21 protein-coding genes and 1 other annotated feature are annotated in these 16502 nt (G+C 37.1%); of the genes, 1 reads left to right on the top strand and 20 read right to left on the bottom strand.

Features of this window, described 5'->3' with window-relative positions:
- Positions 1-23: 23 nt before the first annotated feature.
- The 6 genes from IE222_RS19500 to IE222_RS19475 form a co-directional block, all read right to left on the bottom strand.
- Positions 24-659 (bottom strand): FMN-dependent NADH-azoreductase, encoded by a 636-nt coding sequence (locus IE222_RS19500; RefSeq protein ID WP_191275729.1) that lies wholly within the window; start codon positions 657-659, stop codon positions 24-26.
- 126 nt (positions 660-785) lie between these two features.
- On the bottom strand, positions 786-938 hold the full coding sequence (locus tag IE222_RS19495; protein ID WP_191275727.1) for a hypothetical protein: 153 nt from the start codon (positions 936-938) through the stop codon (positions 786-788).
- A gap of 173 nt (positions 939-1111) precedes the next feature.
- Positions 1112-1261, bottom strand: a complete 150-nt coding sequence (locus tag IE222_RS19490) for a hypothetical protein (protein WP_191275725.1) — start codon at positions 1259-1261, stop codon at positions 1112-1114.
- A 55-nt stretch (positions 1262-1316) separates the two neighbouring features.
- Positions 1317-3023 carry a 2-isopropylmalate synthase gene (locus IE222_RS19485; protein WP_191275723.1) on the bottom strand — a complete coding sequence of 569 codons (1707 nt, stop codon included), beginning with the start codon at positions 3021-3023 and terminating at the stop codon, positions 1317-1319.
- A gap of 64 nt (positions 3024-3087) precedes the next feature.
- Positions 3088-3308, bottom strand: a binding site (T-box leader).
- Positions 3309-3431: 123 nt separating this feature from the next.
- On the bottom strand, positions 3432-4805 hold the full coding sequence (locus IE222_RS19480) for a sensor histidine kinase (RefSeq protein WP_191275722.1): 1374 nt from the start codon (positions 4803-4805) through the stop codon (positions 3432-3434).
- A complete protein-coding gene (locus IE222_RS19475) occupies positions 4783-5496 on the bottom strand; it encodes a response regulator transcription factor (protein ID WP_191275721.1) in 714 nt (237 codons plus the stop codon). The genes IE222_RS19480 and IE222_RS19475 overlap by 23 nt, the downstream gene beginning before the upstream one ends.
- 261 nt (positions 5497-5757) lie before the next feature.
- Here IE222_RS19475 and IE222_RS19470 point away from each other — a divergent pair, with 261 nt between their 5' ends.
- Complete coding sequence (locus IE222_RS19470; protein ID WP_191275719.1) at positions 5758-6345, top strand: undecaprenyl-diphosphatase; 588 nt, start codon at positions 5758-5760, stop codon at positions 6343-6345.
- Positions 6346-6397: 52 nt separating this feature from the next.
- On the opposite strand, the gene IE222_RS19465 is transcribed toward IE222_RS19470, so the two are convergent.
- The 14 genes from IE222_RS19465 to IE222_RS19400 all read right to left on the bottom strand — a co-directional run bounded on the left by IE222_RS19465 (position 6398) and on the right by IE222_RS19400 (position 16377).
- The gene (locus tag IE222_RS19465) at positions 6398-8077 is read right to left on the bottom strand and encodes a DUF6044 family protein (protein WP_191275717.1); all 1680 of its coding nucleotides are present in this window, start codon (positions 8075-8077) and stop codon (positions 6398-6400) included.
- A 39-nt stretch (positions 8078-8116) separates the two neighbouring features.
- On the bottom strand, positions 8117-8536 hold the full coding sequence (locus IE222_RS19460; protein ID WP_191275716.1) for a GtrA family protein: 420 nt from the start codon (positions 8534-8536) through the stop codon (positions 8117-8119).
- The gene (locus tag IE222_RS19455) at positions 8533-9537 is read right to left on the bottom strand and encodes a glycosyltransferase family 2 protein (RefSeq protein ID WP_191275714.1); all 1005 of its coding nucleotides are present in this window, start codon (positions 9535-9537) and stop codon (positions 8533-8535) included. The genes IE222_RS19460 and IE222_RS19455 overlap by 4 nt, the downstream gene beginning before the upstream one ends.
- A gap of 57 nt (positions 9538-9594) precedes the next feature.
- A complete protein-coding gene (locus tag IE222_RS19450; protein WP_191275712.1) occupies positions 9595-10287 on the bottom strand; it encodes a polysaccharide deacetylase family protein in 693 nt (230 codons plus the stop codon).
- A 30-nt stretch (positions 10288-10317) separates the two neighbouring features.
- Entirely contained in the window at positions 10318-11487 is a 1170-nt protein-coding gene (locus IE222_RS19445; protein WP_191275710.1) for an MGDG synthase family glycosyltransferase, read from the bottom strand.
- 185 nt (positions 11488-11672) lie between these two features.
- Entirely contained in the window at positions 11673-12269 is a 597-nt protein-coding gene (locus IE222_RS19440) for a DedA family protein (RefSeq protein ID WP_191275709.1), read from the bottom strand.
- A gap of 32 nt (positions 12270-12301) precedes the next feature.
- Positions 12302-12955, bottom strand: a complete 654-nt coding sequence (locus IE222_RS19435) for a DsbA family oxidoreductase (RefSeq protein WP_223282822.1) — start codon at positions 12953-12955, stop codon at positions 12302-12304.
- 231 nt (positions 12956-13186) lie between these two features.
- Complete coding sequence (locus IE222_RS19430; RefSeq protein ID WP_191275707.1) at positions 13187-13282, bottom strand: YjcZ family sporulation protein; 96 nt, start codon at positions 13280-13282, stop codon at positions 13187-13189.
- Between the two features lie 60 nt (positions 13283-13342).
- Positions 13343-13447, bottom strand: coding sequence for a YjcZ family sporulation protein (locus IE222_RS19425; RefSeq protein WP_191275706.1), 105 nt, complete (start codon positions 13445-13447; stop codon positions 13343-13345).
- A gap of 527 nt (positions 13448-13974) precedes the next feature.
- Positions 13975-14136 carry a hypothetical protein gene (locus IE222_RS19420; protein WP_191275705.1) on the bottom strand — a complete coding sequence of 54 codons (162 nt, stop codon included), beginning with the start codon at positions 14134-14136 and terminating at the stop codon, positions 13975-13977.
- Between the two features lie 101 nt (positions 14137-14237).
- Positions 14238-14333 carry a YjcZ family sporulation protein gene (locus IE222_RS19415; protein ID WP_370465071.1) on the bottom strand — a complete coding sequence of 32 codons (96 nt, stop codon included), beginning with the start codon at positions 14331-14333 and terminating at the stop codon, positions 14238-14240.
- Between the two features lie 62 nt (positions 14334-14395).
- Positions 14396-14503, bottom strand: a complete 108-nt coding sequence (locus IE222_RS19410; RefSeq protein ID WP_191275704.1) for a YjcZ family sporulation protein — start codon at positions 14501-14503, stop codon at positions 14396-14398.
- A 547-nt stretch (positions 14504-15050) separates the two neighbouring features.
- On the bottom strand, positions 15051-16043 hold the full coding sequence (locus IE222_RS19405; protein WP_191275703.1) for an HAAS signaling domain-containing protein: 993 nt from the start codon (positions 16041-16043) through the stop codon (positions 15051-15053).
- Positions 16030-16377: a PadR family transcriptional regulator gene (locus IE222_RS19400; protein WP_191275701.1), complete on the bottom strand. Its 348-nt coding sequence runs from the start codon at positions 16375-16377 to the stop codon at positions 16030-16032. The genes IE222_RS19405 and IE222_RS19400 overlap by 14 nt, the downstream gene beginning before the upstream one ends.
- Between the last annotated feature and the right edge of the window lie 125 nt (positions 16378-16502).

Genomic DNA, 16502 nt, shown 5'->3' with positions numbered 1-16502 from the left:
ACAAAAGAATCGTCCCTATATCTTTAAAACGTATGTGCTATATCTTTTGCCCTGGCAATGGCGTTTTCTTTGATTTCCTGTGCTTTATCCGGCATCGCATTGTGTCCTTCCACAAATATTCCTTCAAATGAAGGGATGCCAAAAAATTGCATAATAATATCTAGATAGCGGTGACCCATTTCCATTTGAGCAGCTGGACCTTCAGAATAAAAGCCGCCTCTAGCTTGAATATGTAAAGCTTTTTTATCAGTTAATAATCCTACCGGGCCTTGTTCCGTATATTTAAATGTTTTTCCAGCAACCGCTACGGAATCAATATAGGCTTTCATTACCGGGGGAAATGAAAAATTCCATAGAGGCGTCACAAAGACATACTTGTCAGCAGCAATAAACTGCTCACTTAACTCCGAAAGGCGGCCCACTTTTGCTTTCTCATCAGAAGAAAGCTGATCAAACGACTGACCGGATCGAAGCTTACCCCATCCGCTAAATACATCTACATCAATCTGTGGAATATTCTCTTTGTAAAGGTCCATATTAATAATTTCATGAGACGGGTTTACTGTTTTATATTCATCAATAAACGCCTTTCCCACTGCCATACTATAAGACTGAGTATCATCATGCGGATGCGCTGTGATGTAAAGTACTTTTGTCATTTCTACTACATCCCTTTCTTTATAAAGTATAGGTATTCACATGCATGACATTTATTATTTACCATTCTTGTTTTTTTAAGTACTTTTATAAAAAAAAGCTGCCCAATGGACAGCGTTTCAAAGGATTCATTCAGAATCAGTACTCATATATGTATAAGGGTTTCCACTAATGCTTGCTCTCATTTCATCCGTCATTTTAAATGGTTCATTAATGAATTCTTCATTTGAACCCTCATGGTTCTGAAAACTGCCATCATAGTGAAATCGTTTATTTTCCATACATCGTTCACCTCCAAGTAATAGTACTATTTTACCGTTAATTTATTGTAAAAATGTATATTTTTTTAAAATTCCCCATTTATTAATGCCGCAGGACTTTAAATAATTCAGCGATATATAAGGTGAGCGAAGCGTAAAAAGCCTCGGCAGTCACCGAAGCTTTTTAACAAAATTTAATGTTCCGTTGGAAGGTTATCCTTTTCATAGGCGATAACCACAACTTGTTTTTGAGTTTGTTCACTTAATTTTTGTTCAAATGATTTAATTTCGCCAATTAAATTAGAAGTTAAATTGGCAGTAACATATTCTTTTTCTCTGTCCATCATCATCGCTCCTTTGATAATATTATTTCTAGAAGGAGCGAAACTATGATAGAAATTACTTTTCTGTAAGTGAAAAAATCCCTTGTTCAATTGGCAGTTGTTCGCTCGTAATCATGTTGTTAATAGCACTAAACAACGCTTTTATAGAGGATGTCATGATATCAGAGTCGATGCCGCAGCCCCAATAAACTGATCCATTGAGTGCTGTGATACCTACATAAGAAACGGCGTTTGACCGAGAGCCAATTTCTAAAGCATGCTGCTTATAGACCAAATCCTTATAATCAAGTGCCAAATTGGTTTGAAGAGCATTGCTGATAGCATCAAGCTTTCCGTTACCTGCACCCGTAAATTCATGTATTTCATCATTGATTCGGATGGAAACAACTGTATCATATTGTTCATTTTGAGTATAATGGTATTTCTCAAACCCAACAGGAGCAGCAATATTTACATACTCCTTATTGAAAATGCCATGGATCTCATTTGGCATAAGTTCTTTATGCAAACGATCTGATACATTTTTAACCTGATAGCCGAAGTGTTCGCGCATTTTAGCAGGAAGGTCAAGCCCAAAATTTTGCTCCAGTATGTAACCGATCCCGCCTTTACCGGATTGACTGTTAATACGGATGATATCTCCTTCATATTCTCTGCCAATATCCATTGGATCAATTAATAGGTAAGGAACAGTCCAATACTGACGCTCTTCTTCTTCTCGCCATTTCATCCCTTTGGCAATCGCATCCTGATGGGAACCTGAGAAAGCTGTAAAAACAAGCTCCCCGCCATATGGATGTCTTTCGTGAACTCGCATTCTCGTTAATTTTTCATATCTAGCTTGAATTTCTCGAATATTTTCAAAGTGAAGCTCTGGGTTGACCCCATGTGAATACATATTTAGGGCAAGGGTGACGATATCCACATTACCTGTTCTTTCTCCATTTCCAAACAGAGTTCCCTCCACTCTTTGTGCTCCCGCAAGCATAGCAAGCTCTGCATCGGCTACTCCTGTCCCTCTGTCATTGTGAGGGTGTACAGAGAGGATTACATTGTCACGGTAATTTAAATGATCGCTCATATACTCAATTTGGCTTGCGTAAACGTGAGGCATGGACATGGACACCGTAGCTGGTAGATTGATAATCACCTTGTTGTCAGCCGTAGGCTGCCAAATATCTAGGACTCGGTTACATATTTCAAGTGCAAACTCCATTTCTGTACCAGTGAAGCTTTCAGGCGAGTATTGAAATTGGAAGTTCCCTTCCGTCTTTGCAGCATATTCTTTAAGCATTTTCGCTCCAGCTGCAGCAATGTCGATGATCTCTTCTTCTGATTTTTTAAATACCTGTTCACGCTGGGCAACTGAAGTCGAATTATAAAGGTGAACGACTGCTTTATTCACGCCTCGAAGCGCTTCGAATGTTTTTTCAATAATATGATCTCTAGACTGTGTTAGAACTTGAACAGTAACATCCTCGGGAATCAAGTTTTGTTCAATTAATGTTCTTAAGAAAGCAAACTCTGTTTCAGACGCAGCAGGAAAGCCTACTTCAATTTCCTTGAAACCTACTTCCAAAAGCAGTTGAAAATATTCCAGTTTCTCTTCAAGACTCATTGGAATAACCAATGCCTGATTACCATCACGAAGGTCTACACTGCACCATGTTGGAGCATCCGTAATATATTCCTTCTCCGTCCATTTCATACTTTTCAACGGGGGCATAAAATAACCTCTGGAATACTTTTCAACATTTTTCATATCATCCAACCACCTTTTTATATTACGTCCTATTTTTTTAAAAAATAAAAAAGCCCATCATCTCATAAGAGACGACAGGCTTTGCCTACGTGGTACCACTCTTTTTGATTCGTTTAAAAATAAAACGAATCCACTTTACGACTCGATTACGGCAGTCGACCGTTAAGACCTACATATCAGCCTTACCACTCCTGGGCGAGTTGGGGAATTTATTGACTGTCTTTCACCAGCCGACAGCTCTCTAAACAACAAATGTTCCTTAATACTCCCAATCATCGTGTTTTATCACGTTAGAATCTTTTGATTTTTCTTATTCTACAACGAATTAAAAAAATAAGCAACCCCTGAACCATTTTTTTAAACGACAAGATTCCTTACAATCTGGGGGAACATGTCAGCCAAAATACTTTATACTATTTCCAAACTTGCAGGTAAAAGCAATTCTACTTCAGTCCCTTCCCCTTCTTTACTTTTTATTTTGATTTCACCCTTGTGTAACTTCATGATTCGTTTTGCAATATGAAGCCCTAAACCAGAACCGCCAGTTTCCCGGCTCCGTGCTTTATCCACACGGTAAAATCGTTCAAAAATATTCTCAATCTCATCACCTGGAATGCCGATACCATAATCTTTCACGCGAAAAATGGCATTCATATCATTCTTTTCTAAGAAAACATCAATTTTTTCATTACTATATTTCATAGCATTATCAAGTAAAATAATGATGACCTGCTTGATTTTTAATTCATCCGCCATTATAAGGAGGGGTGATTGCTCGTAATGAAGAGTGATTTCTCTTTTATATACTTCTTTTAGCTGTTTTAAAATGGCTTGGCATAACGTTACAAGATTGACTACATCCATGTCCAATTCTACTTCTTTTTCTAATGAGGCTACATCTAAAAAAGTTTCTGTCATTTTTTGAATTCTGGTAGCTTCAGAGTGAATCGCTTGGAGCGCTTCATCAGCCATTTCTTTATCTTCAAGCCCATGCCGTCTTAACAAATTCGCATAGCTCTTAATAACGGTCAACGGCGTCTTCAACTCATGGGAGGCATCAGAAACAAATTGGGACTGTTTTTCAAAGTTATCCTCCAGCCTGTCAATCATCCGGTTAAACGTATTCGCCAATGTTTGAAGTTCATCCTTCGAATCATTATGAAGCGAAATCTTCTTTGGTACACCGCTTCGTTCAATATCTTCCATCGTATTAATCATATTGGAAATCGGCCGCATAATGATATTCGACAACCATCTGCCGCTGAGCAATGATAAAATAGCAGCTAACACCGTGCTGACCCCAAGAATCCATAAAAGGATGTCTTTCCTTGATTCTAAGCCGGTTAATTCCTCTCCAATTTCCAAGCTCCCATTTAGCAGGGGGCCATTTGGGATTGGGACACGAACGATTAACACCTGCTTTTCCTCACCTTCTATCACTAATAATTTTCTTTCAGATTCCTGGGTTTTTACAAATTTCCCTTTTACTTTTTTGACTAATTCCTTTTCATTCGTTACTTCATAAAGGATTCGTCCATCAGGCTGCAGGATTCGAATATAGGAATCCTCGGTTAAATTATCCTTTAATTCACTTTTGATTTGGTCAGGCGTATCATTGGTACGGATGTTTTTAATGATATCCCCTGCCTTTTGAAACGCCATATCCTTTTCCATATTTACGGTTGTTCTCATAAATAAAATGAAGACAACAATATTAATCAAAATTAAGATGAACAACATCCATGCGGTTGTTAATAGATTAATTTTTAATGTGATCCTCATCTTCGGTCTCCTTTATGGTATAGCCGATGCCTCTAACAGTGGTAATGAGCGAAGTTGAAAAACCTTCTTCTATTTTTTTTCGCAAATGCCGGATAAACACATCGATCACATTCGTTTCTCCCTCATAATCGTAGCCCCATACATTCAGAAGAATACTTTCCCTTGTGACCACTTTATTTTTATTGACAATTAAATACATCAGCAGGTCATATTCCTTTGGAGTTAAGGTGATAGAAGTACCTGCCCTTGTCACTTCTCTCGTCTCAGTATCAACCTCTAAATCCCCTACTGAAAAAATAGCGGAATCTTCCTTCTGCCCATTTTTTGAATAATGGCGGAGGCAAGAACGGATTCTTGCTAATAATTCTTCAATCTCAAATGGCTTTGTCACATAGTCATTAGCACCTTGGTCAAGGCCAGCTACCTTATCAAACGTAGTATTACGGGCGGTTAAGAGAATCACAGGAATGTCCTCCTTCTCCTTTCGTAATCTTCTTAACACCTCAATCCCGCTTAATTTCGGCAGCATCACATCCAATAGGATTAAATCAATTTCACTATGCAAGGCCTTTTCCAGTCCATCCTTCCCGTTATGTTCAACCGTCACATCGTATCCTTCATATTCCAGCTCCATCTTTAATACACGGGCAATTTGAATTTCATCCTCTATCACTAATATATGAATTTTCATTGTTATTCCCCCTGTAGCAATCATAATCAAATAGCATCTACAGCTATCTATTTTAATGTAACATTACATATCAAACATTTCATTTTTTAATGAAATATTAATGCTTATTTCATTGCCTGTTTAGTTTTCTTTATTATAGTTAAGGTACCCACTTGGGGTAAAAATCCATCATTGAATCATGAAAGCTGGTGGGAGATTCGCCTTATTTCCTATGTTTTTTCATTAATCATCACTATATGTCAATTAAAGGGAGCCTACTCTATGAATTATAGTCTATTTAAATCCATTAATGATTTAGCAGGTCACCATCCATTTTTAGATGGATTAATGGCCGGTGTAACGAACAATGCCTTGATAATCTATGCGATTGTTTTACTGCTCATTTGGTTTATCGGAAAAGATCAGTATAAGAAAACAGTCGTTTATGCTGCGATTACCGGTGCTCTTGGATTGCTCATGAACTACATTATTGGTCATATTTACGTAGAACCTCGGCCGTTTGTATCACATAAGGTTAATCTATTAGTGGAACATGCGGCAGATGCTTCATTTCCAAGTGACCATACAACAGGCGCCTTCGCCTTAGCACTGGCTGTCCTATTCGTTCATCGAAAAATTGGAATCGGCATGCTATTGTTCGCCTTCTTAACAGGGTTCTCCAGAATCTATGTAGGACATCATTATCCATTTGATATCTTAGGAAGTATTATCGTTTCGTTAGTCATTAGTACCGTTGTTTTCAAGCTGAGTCCATTTCTTGAACCAATTGCGAATACAATTATAAACATGTATAATCGAATTCCGCTTGTTCCAAAAACAACTGAAAAAGTAAACAGCAAAAGTCTTTGAACTATACAAAACCACCGGCGTTGAAAAAGCCGGTGGTTTTGTAATCTCCTGTTTAAATAACCTTGTATAAATAAATCTTCCAATACGCTTCTTTTGATTGAAAAACCTTTAGTAAATCAAGATGATTTTCCTTTGCATTCTTAATTGGAACAGCGGATAAGATATACTTTCCCCCCATCTGTTTGAAAGCTTGAATATTCATATCCAAGTGATGGATGACTTTCAAAGAATGTTTAGAAAACATATAGTTTTTTCCCAATTCATCGACAAAGAGATAGCAACGGCCTCCCCATTGATCAAAATAACTTTCCAATGTTTTATTTTTCGCTAATTCAGGTGCAATGATTTTCCGAAATTGTTGTTTATAGGACAATGGATAAAAGTTATTGTACGTATCAAGTGTATACAACCCGTTATACTGTGCGATTGCAGGATGCAGGCCGATGCTTGCAACTCGATAATCTTCTACAGACTTTCCGATAAACTTCTTAATATCAGCGAATTCTTTCACTGCATAAAATTGTCCAAATGACGGTGAATGATGATACCAAATTTGTTCGTTTGATGGAATCAATACACCAATCTGCAGCACCGCAAAAACCATTGCTGCAATACGCCATTTTTTATGGTACCGCCAAATGATTTGCAGTGATAGCGCAAATAATACATAAATAATCATGGGCCGCAAATAATGATAGCGCGAAAAATTAAACGTGTTTAAAATACTAATTTCTTGCTTCAACGGTACCCATCCTTCATACCACCAAAAGGCATACCATACGGATAACAAAAAGTTAGCAAGATGTAACCCGATAAATAGTTTTTCCCTCTTCCAGCTTTTTTGTAATAGCACGATCACTAAGGCAATCAAAGATACTGGCAGAATGATGATTCCAAAGAGGGTTTGGTCCTGATTATGGCCGACAATATAATTCTTAAAGATTAGCATAATCGTTTGCATCAGATTATTTTTCGATTCAAAAAACTCTGAGCGGTTTGTCTCTACATGTGAAAAAACAAGGGAAGCAAGCTCCCTGTATTCAATCGCTAAATAAATCAGCGTCATATAGGCAATCGAGAAAAACAGACGCCACTGCGGCTTTTTGCTCCTAATGACATCCACCAGCCAACATACCCCCATCGCACTTAGGAAAAAGAAAAAGCCTAACATAAAGGTTGAATAAAACGGCAATAGTGTGATGGTAAAGATGCTAATCACCTTTTGCTCATTATTGCGGATATTCAAGAACGCCCATAATGCTAACGGCATTCCTACTATACTTAACATTCCATTTGGCCAGAATGGTGTTAAAGCAAAAGCTAAGGCCGAAATGATGATGATAAATCCTTGTTTTTTCCCTTTTATCACATATTTCTTTAATAGCAGGTACATGCCTAAAAAGGCGAATGTGCGTGAAATGGCTTGATTGAGCCCATAGGCAATAACAGGAGGAAACAAACGAAACAGCTCGACAATCCCATAGTATTCCGAGTAAAAGGCATTTCTTGATAGTTCCCCATTCATAATTTGGGGGATGTTTGCCTGTATGGAACCAAATAACTGGCCGCTGTCGACTAATACCTTGTACCAGGTAATATTTGAATCCAGATTATCATGAATCCGCATATGAGCATGTTCACCGAGAATAAAGTATGGTGCAACCCAAACGGTAATAATGGTAATGGCGAATAGTAAATAAATCCTCTCTCGTGTAAAAACAGTTCTTTTCATTTTCTCAATTCCTCATTACATTCAAAAACATCGGTCCTTTTAAGCCGATGTTTTTAAATTTTTTTGCGGAAAAACAATCCACTTTTGTAAACAATAATTTAATAATGTATAGAGACAGGTACTGACCAAAATCGCAAGATCCGTTGAAATAGTCGCAGAAAAGATATGGGTGTTATTCAACACAAAATGGACTGCGTGTTTTCCAATGTAAAAGGATACGAAATAGCAGAACAAAATAACGCCTGCAAATCGAACCAAACTACTTGAAACTGAAGCATTGCTTTTAAACGTAAAGCTTCGGTTTAAACAATAGCTAATACACGCCCCTATTGAATTACCTAAAAAGGTGGCCTTCCAATAGGAAAGTCCGAATATATGATAGAAGAGAAACATGACGGACAAGCCGATTATGGTGTTGACAACACCTACTAAAATAAAGCGAATAAAGGTAAATTTCATTTTCCCACCGTATTCGTAAGTACTTCCAGTCTCTGTTTTCCTAGGGCCATATTAGAATAAGCATTTACTTCAATCGCATACCTTGGACGCCGCTTCACTTCACGATAAATTTTTCCGATATATTCCCCAATAATCCCCGCAGCTAAAAGCTGTAAACCGCCGACAAACCAGATGGATATCATAATGGATGTCCAGCCTGATTCCGTATGTCCGGCCAGTTCTTGAAAAATCGCATATCCGCCGGCCATCGCGCTAATGATTACTGCTAGAAATCCTAAAAAAGTCACAAAGCGAATCGGGGTAATACTAAAGGATGTGATTCCGTCAAACGCAAAGGCGAGCATTTTTTTCAATGGATACTTGCTCTCCCCTGCAAACCTTTCTTTTCTGTCATAGAAAACTTTCGTAGTCGGAAAGCCGACAAGAGGAATGAGTCCCCGCAAAAAGAGGTTCGTTTCTTTATATTTAAATAATTCATTCAATGCCCGCTTGCTCATTAATCGAAAATCGGCATGATTGGGGATTAAATTGATACCAATTTTATTCATCAAACGGTAAAATCCTAATGCCGTTGCTCGTTTGAAAAATGTATCAGTTTCCCGTTTATCCCTTACCCCATACACCACATCAAAGCCATCCCGATATTTTTCCACAAATGTACGGATAACTTTGACATCATCCTGAAGGTCGGCATCAATGGAAACCACACAATCTGATTGTGTAGCAGCTGTCTCGAGCCCTGCTAAAAGAGCATTCTGATGTCCTGCATTTCTTGCTAATTTTAACCCTTTCACGAATGGATTTATTGCCATCTCTTTTTCAATTAAGGCCCATGTCCGGTCCTTACTGCCATCATCTACAAAAAGGATTTTACTTTCCCGTGATATCAGGTAATCGTCGATTAACTTGGTTAATACTGCTGATAATTGTTTCGAAGTTTCCGGCAAAACTTCTTCTTCGTTGTAACACGGAACAACAATTGTTAAAACAGGTCCTTTCATGAGAATAACTCTCCCTCATCATCTAATTTCAATAATTTTCCTCATTAATACTTACGACTACTGTATTAGTTCATCCACACGTACACATGTGAATCCCTTTGTCTTCACCGTTTTTAATACATCCTTTAACGCATTAATTGTATTTCTGGGGGCATCTAACTCGGCACCCGGGGTATCCCCGCAGTCATGCAACAGGATGATGTCCCCGCCTTTAATGTTTAAAAGATGTTTTTTAATTTTTTCACTGCCGCCAGAGGTCCGCCAATCTTCCGCCATGATCGACCAGAGTATGATTTTGTATCTGCTTTTTTTAACAAAATCAAAAAGATTAAGCATTCCCCAAGGTGGACGATAATATACAGGTCTTACCCCAGTAATAGTTTCGATAATTTTGGCAGTATTCTCGAGCCCTTGGCGAACCTTCAAAGGGGACATGAACCAGTTCGAACGGTGGACATAATTGTGTATCCCGATTAAGTGGCCTTCTTGATGCATTCGCAGGATCAGCTGAGGATGCTTTTCCGCTTTGGAACCGACAACAAAAAAGGTTGCTTTCACCTTATTTTTCTTCAATAAATCCAGCAGGATTGGGGTATAAATCGGGTCTGGGCCGTCATCAAACGTGAAGGCAATTTTTGAAGGATTTTTTACCCTTTTCAATACCTTGAACCCTAAACCGCGTGATAGAAAATATGGTATTGCCGTATATAATAATATGAAAAAAATTAGTATTAAAATAATAAAGTTCATACTAACAATTCACCTCGAACAACTATGATTCTATGCTCTTGCCAACCGATAAACTTTTGACTGTTCACTAAGGCTTGCAGGCTTAAGAGATTTATGTTCCAAAATTCCGTTCATGATTTCCGCAATTTTCATAGATCCCTCGATTTCGATTCCCTTTTGATACGCATCGATAGATTGTTCCCATTCATTCATTTTAGTAGGGTCTCTTAAAAAACTAAGCAAATCTTGTTCAAAGGAATTTTTACGCTTTAGTTTAAAAACAAGACCTTTATCTGTTAAATACTGTAGATTAATTTCTTCTTGTCCCGGAAGTACGGATTGAACAAAAACTGGCAGCCGTTTTTGCAGCACTTCACTAATGGTGACCCCGCCTGGTTTTGTGACAATCGCGTCCATCTCTTCATACAGTTGATTCATTTCTGCCCTTGAGGAAATGTATGACAGCGGCTTGATATGATCCACATTCCATGAAAGAATATCATCGTACAATTTCTGGTTGTTTCCACATAGGACATAGAAATCGGATTGTGAGGATAGCTTCGATTTTTCCAAAAGCTTTACAATTCCTCCCAAACCATTATTTCCGCCAGAGATTAATATTTTATGCCTGCTCCCTCGTTTTTTCTGCTTTATGTTTTTGGTGATTTCCTGATGGACTGGAATACCGGTAACAATCATCCTTTGTTCCGGTATATGATACTTTTTACTAAATTCTTCTTTTACGTCCTGGCTTGGAAGTAAATGATAGTCAATTTCTTTTCTTCCCCAAAAATTATTGATAAAGAAATCCGTATATACATTCATAACTGGTACATCACACTTTCTCTTTCTTTTTAACTGACTGAGAAGATAGGACGGGAAACCATGTGTACAAACAATTAAATCCGGCTTCTCCTCCTTTAACAGCTGCTCCATTTTTTTTAAAAAGAAATAATGATACCATTTAAATGAATGTTCATGTGGTGATGAAGCATAAAAAAACTTCTTATAAGCAAGATCATACGTTTCTGGCGCAAAACGAATCCATTTTAAATAACCGCTCGTAATCATTTTCTCAAGCTGTGGATTCGCATAGCTTAATAGGTCTATTTTCTTCACATTAATTTCATTTGCTTTCTTCACAATATCCATTAATGCCTCAGCAACTTGATGATGCCCTGATCGCATTTGTAAAAAGGGTAAAAACAAAATCTTTTTCATATTTGGCTCATCTCCTGTCCAAAAGGAATCGATTATATGATTTCTACCCCTTTAATCTACCACCCAAATTTTTTAACACTTCTATTTTCATTGATTTTTAATGTAATGCTCAGGAGATTTTTAAGTTGGACATAAAAAAAAAGGCAGCACCCCAAAAAGGATTGTCCTTTCGAGGTGCTGCTCTTTCAATCAATATTTTCTCTTCTTTTTTTTAAAAAATTTACGAAAACAAACAGTAAAAAGATTAATAAAAATAATACTCCTAAATAAGGAACATACTCTGGATTAATATTGAAAGCACTACCAGCATAATAGCCTGCTAAAATAAATGGGACTATCCATAAGACTGTTCCTAAACTGGAATAAAGCAAGAATTCTAAAAATGAAATTTTGGCAATCCCTGAAAAATACGGGCTGATTTGCCGTATCCCAGGCATATAAAATCCGAACAGGATTGTTATACGGACATTTCTCATGTATTTAATTTTCACTTTAGCCCAGCGTTCTTCGGTTATTCCGATATATTTTCCATATTTATGAATAAAAGGACTGCCTATGTATTTTCCAACAACAAAGGCAGAAAGCATTCCAATAAAAGCTCCGAAAAAAGCCGACAATACCGCCGGTAAGAATGCCAGACTATGTTGTTCAATTAACACCCCGATTAAAAATAAGAGTGATTCTTCGGGTGCAGGAATACCAACAATACCAAAGAATAAAAAGACGAAAATAATCAGATAGCCATATGCATCCAAATAATGTAAGAGTGTGTCAATATTCATAATTCCTCTATATTAATCAGCCAACACGCATACTACTTTTCAGGGATTTCGCATCCATTTTCATCGCAGTTAAGTCCTTCTTCACTATTTAATACAACGATTTCATCTTCTGCAATGACTTTTTGCAATGCCTGAACAAACACGTCGGTTGGCTGGGCACCAGAAAGTGCGTATTTTTTGTTAATCAGGAAGAATGGAACCCCTGTAATCCGGTATTGCTGGGCCATCTGCTCGTCAGCACGTACGGCATCCGCCATCTCATCGCTGGTCAGCATTTTTTCGACTGCTTCCCGCTCTAAGCCTACTTCAACTGCCAATTCGATTAATGTTTGATGATCGCCTATATGTTTGGATTCAGTAAAATGGGCACGCAAAATACGTTCTGTCATTTCTTTCATTAAACCTTTAGTTTTGGCGTACATCGTCAATCGATGGGCATCAAACGTGTTAGTTAAAATGAGCGTATCCATATGATAATCCAGCCCAGCGTTCTTCGCCATTTGCACCATGTTTTGAGTATTGGCTTTTGCTTGAGCAATACTCATACCATATTTCTTTGCCAATACCTCATAAATGTTTTCCTTTATATCTTTACCCGTGTTGGGGTCCAGCTCAAAGCATCGATAAGTCACTTCAATCGGGTGGTCAATCTGTTTAATGGCATCCTCCAGATGCCTTTTGCCAATATAGCAGAACGGTCAAGCAAAGTCAGTCCACATTTCAATTTGCACTTTTATCCCTCCAATTTATAGATTCATCTTTAGTATAAGTGCTGGGCATTTATTTTACACAAAATTTGTTTATATCCTAACCAAAAAGAAGTAATATTAATAACTCCTATCGAAAAAGGACAGATTTGCCGAGCTAATCTGTCCTTCCACTGAAAATCAGTAACATATCCTTTTCATGGCTTAGTCTTAGTAACCGTAACCGCTGGAAACACTAGCTCCTACAATGATCAGCAATACAAATAGTACAACAATCAGTGCTGCCATATTTCTAAGTCCATCCATTTCCATCACCTCATTTTCTTAAAATTAACATTAGTAGTTCAGAATAGTATTTTTAAACTTTTAATAAGTTGAAACAGATGTTAGTACGATAATTAATAAAATGAACAATACTACGATTAAAGTGAAGTTAAAGGAAGAGCCATATCCACCTGAGTATCCATACATAAACTATCACCACCTATTATTTTTTAGGATAATATTTACATCCCACTATTAAGATATTTTTTTATTAAAAAAATGTTTGGACAAGTTCATAATTATTAAGAGAAATCCACAATTTTATTATAAAATTCCACTAATACCCATCTAGTGTTGGAAACTTCAAGGCTTTATATTAATGCTTCTACCCTTACAAGTGTCTGATAAAATAAAAAGAAGCGTATCAAACGAACGATACGCTTCTCCGGAGGTCTCTCGATGTGTAGGAGGTGCAATACGGCGGTGCTGGGTATGGTGTGAGAGATTTCTGTCTCTCTATGATAAAATATGCATAGAAAATAAAGATGCTTGGACAAGCGTGGATTATAGAAAAAATTATCTTAAAAAAATTTCCTTTCAAGTCAAGTCACTTTAAATGGCTTTTATCGCTTCGATCCTATCGAAACACACAGAAGAAACGTCTGCTAAATGCAAACGTTCCTAATAGCATGTGCACTCAGAATTAAACTGCGTTAGAAATTAAGTTGACGATCTCAAAAAAATCCACGTCTTCTTCTTTCAATTTCAAAGCGTCTTCTTCTTTCAATTTCAAATCTACGTCTTCTTTCTATTTCGATTTCAATTTCAATTCTTCTTCTTCTTTCTAATTCAATTTCAATTTCGATTTCGAAGGGTCTTCTTGGAATGAAAAACATGAATATTACCTCCTTTCATTTCAGAAGTTTATCGAAAAGGACAGATTCGCCGAACAAATCTGTCCTCTACTGAAAATCAGCAACATGTTCCTTCCGCTGATTTAGTAACCGTAACCACCAGAAACACTAGGTCCTACAATAATCAGCAATACAAATAGTACAACGATCAGTGTAGCCATGTTTCTAAGTCCGTCCAAGTCGGCCACCCCATTTTCTGAAATTTTCACTATTCGATGCACAGTCTCATATTTTTAAACTTTTAGTAACCGTGTGAAACAGATGTTAGTACGATAATTAATAAAATGAACAATACTACGATTAAAGTAAAGTTAAAAGCTGAGCCATATCCGCTTGAGTATCCATACATAATCTATCACCACCTGTTATTTTTTCAGGATAATAATTGAATCCCACTATTATAATATTTTTTTGTTAAAGAAATGATTGGACAAGTTCATAATTATCAACATAAATCCACGATTCTACCATACAATTCAACCCAATCTCACATAAAGTTGGAAATTTTTTTAGCTTCATATCCATGCTTCTCCCCTTACAAAGTGCTGATTAAATGAAAAGAAGCGTATCAAACGAACGATACGCTTCTCCGGTGGTATCCCGATATGCAGGAGGTGCATACGGCGGCGCGGGATATGGTGTGAGAGATCTCTGTCTCTCTATGATAAAATATGCATAGAGAATAAAGATGATTGGACAAGCGTGGATTATTTGAAAAAATAATTTTTATAAAACATTATAATTGTTCTTTATCTATCCAAGAATAATATTGTACCTTAATACACTCTTTATTCCCTGCAATGAACATAGATTTGACTATGAAAAAAGAAATAAAAAAACTGACAATCAAAATTGATCATCAGCTCAATCCGCGATAGTTCTATTAACAACACAGTTTAACGAATTCTAGCCTTGCGGAAGCCTTCAAATGCACTAATTGCTCCAAATATCATAATGATGAAAATCGCACCGCCAACCATCCATGATTTAAATTGAAGAGTAGTAATCGTAAATAATTCCGACATATACGTAATATAATCGTTGTTTAATAGATTGGAATCTAACAGTATGACCATAAATACAATGGTTCCAATTAACTGAAGGACAGAATTACCTAATGCCATTCTTTTGGTCCACTGTCTCTTTATCAATTTATAAAGAGATAATGCAATTTCGAAAACAATGACCATCACAACGATGGGCCAATACTGAAGCAAAACCTCTTGATTGAAAGCCGGTGTCACAAATTCAAGTCTGCCTCCATTTCCTTCATATACCCCTACTAGATGATTCGCATAAAAATAGAGTGTTGCCCAGATCGCTGTCCACATCAAACTCCCGAATACTTCACATTTTGAAATCATCTTTTTCTTTGGCATAGAAGGAATATTTTTCAAATCATCAGGAGTCCACTTTTTAAGGCTTACGGTTAGAGGATCTCCCCCTTTTTCTGTTCTTTCTATAACTGCAAATACTACTGTTAACCAAAAGAATACTTGAATTCCAACTTCAATAATAGTCACTAGTCCTTTGCCTAGAAGACCCAAAACAACATTTATAACCGACTCTTCCCCACCATAGCCAATAAAATATTCGGCTATCATCGAGATTAACGAAACGACAGCTGCAATCGGCAAAATCATTTTTAGCAGCGTCACATATACATCAAAATAACGCGGACCAATTAAGTGCATGGGCCGTTCTAGATAACCACTAGCTAATGCGACTGGACTTCCTAATTTTTCAAGAACTGCCTTTACATCTTGCTCGTTGTATTTATCCGGGAGCATATCCTCTATCGTCGATCGTAACTCCAGTGCAATATCCTCACGGCTTTTCTCAGGCAGTCTTCGAGTAACTTCCTGAATATATATATCAATTAGATTCATCATCTTCCTCTCCCTTTAATAAGTTAAAAAGTTCTTTTGAATTCTGAATCCATTCCTTCTTTAACTGCAAAAATACCTCCAACCCATATTCACTTAACACATAATACTTTCGGGGTCTGCTTTCGGATGTATCCCAGCTGCTCGACACCAGCTCCTGTTTCTCTAATCGTCGAAGCAATGGATACAACGTGCTTTGATCGATATCAATGCCCGAGACCTCCAATAACTGAACAAGGGAATACCCATACTGGGGAGTTCGTAACTGGCTTAATACCGCTAATGTTAACGTTCCACGCCTAAGCTCTGTTGTTAATGAATTCAATAATTGACTCACTTCACCCACCTCATTTTTTAATACTATATGTCATACAGTATTTGTTTTATACTATGTATCGTACAGTATTGTGGTTACGAAAATAAAATAGGTTTATGAATATTTTCAAAACTTTTTACTGGATT

Source organism: Neobacillus kokaensis (assembly GCF_014656545.1).
In the GTDB taxonomy this organism is placed as follows: Bacteria; Bacillota; Bacilli; order Bacillales; family Cytobacillaceae; genus Neobacillus; species Neobacillus kokaensis.
The sequence above is the reverse complement of the archived record's forward strand: the minus strand, read 5'-3'. Positions and strand labels throughout refer to the sequence as shown.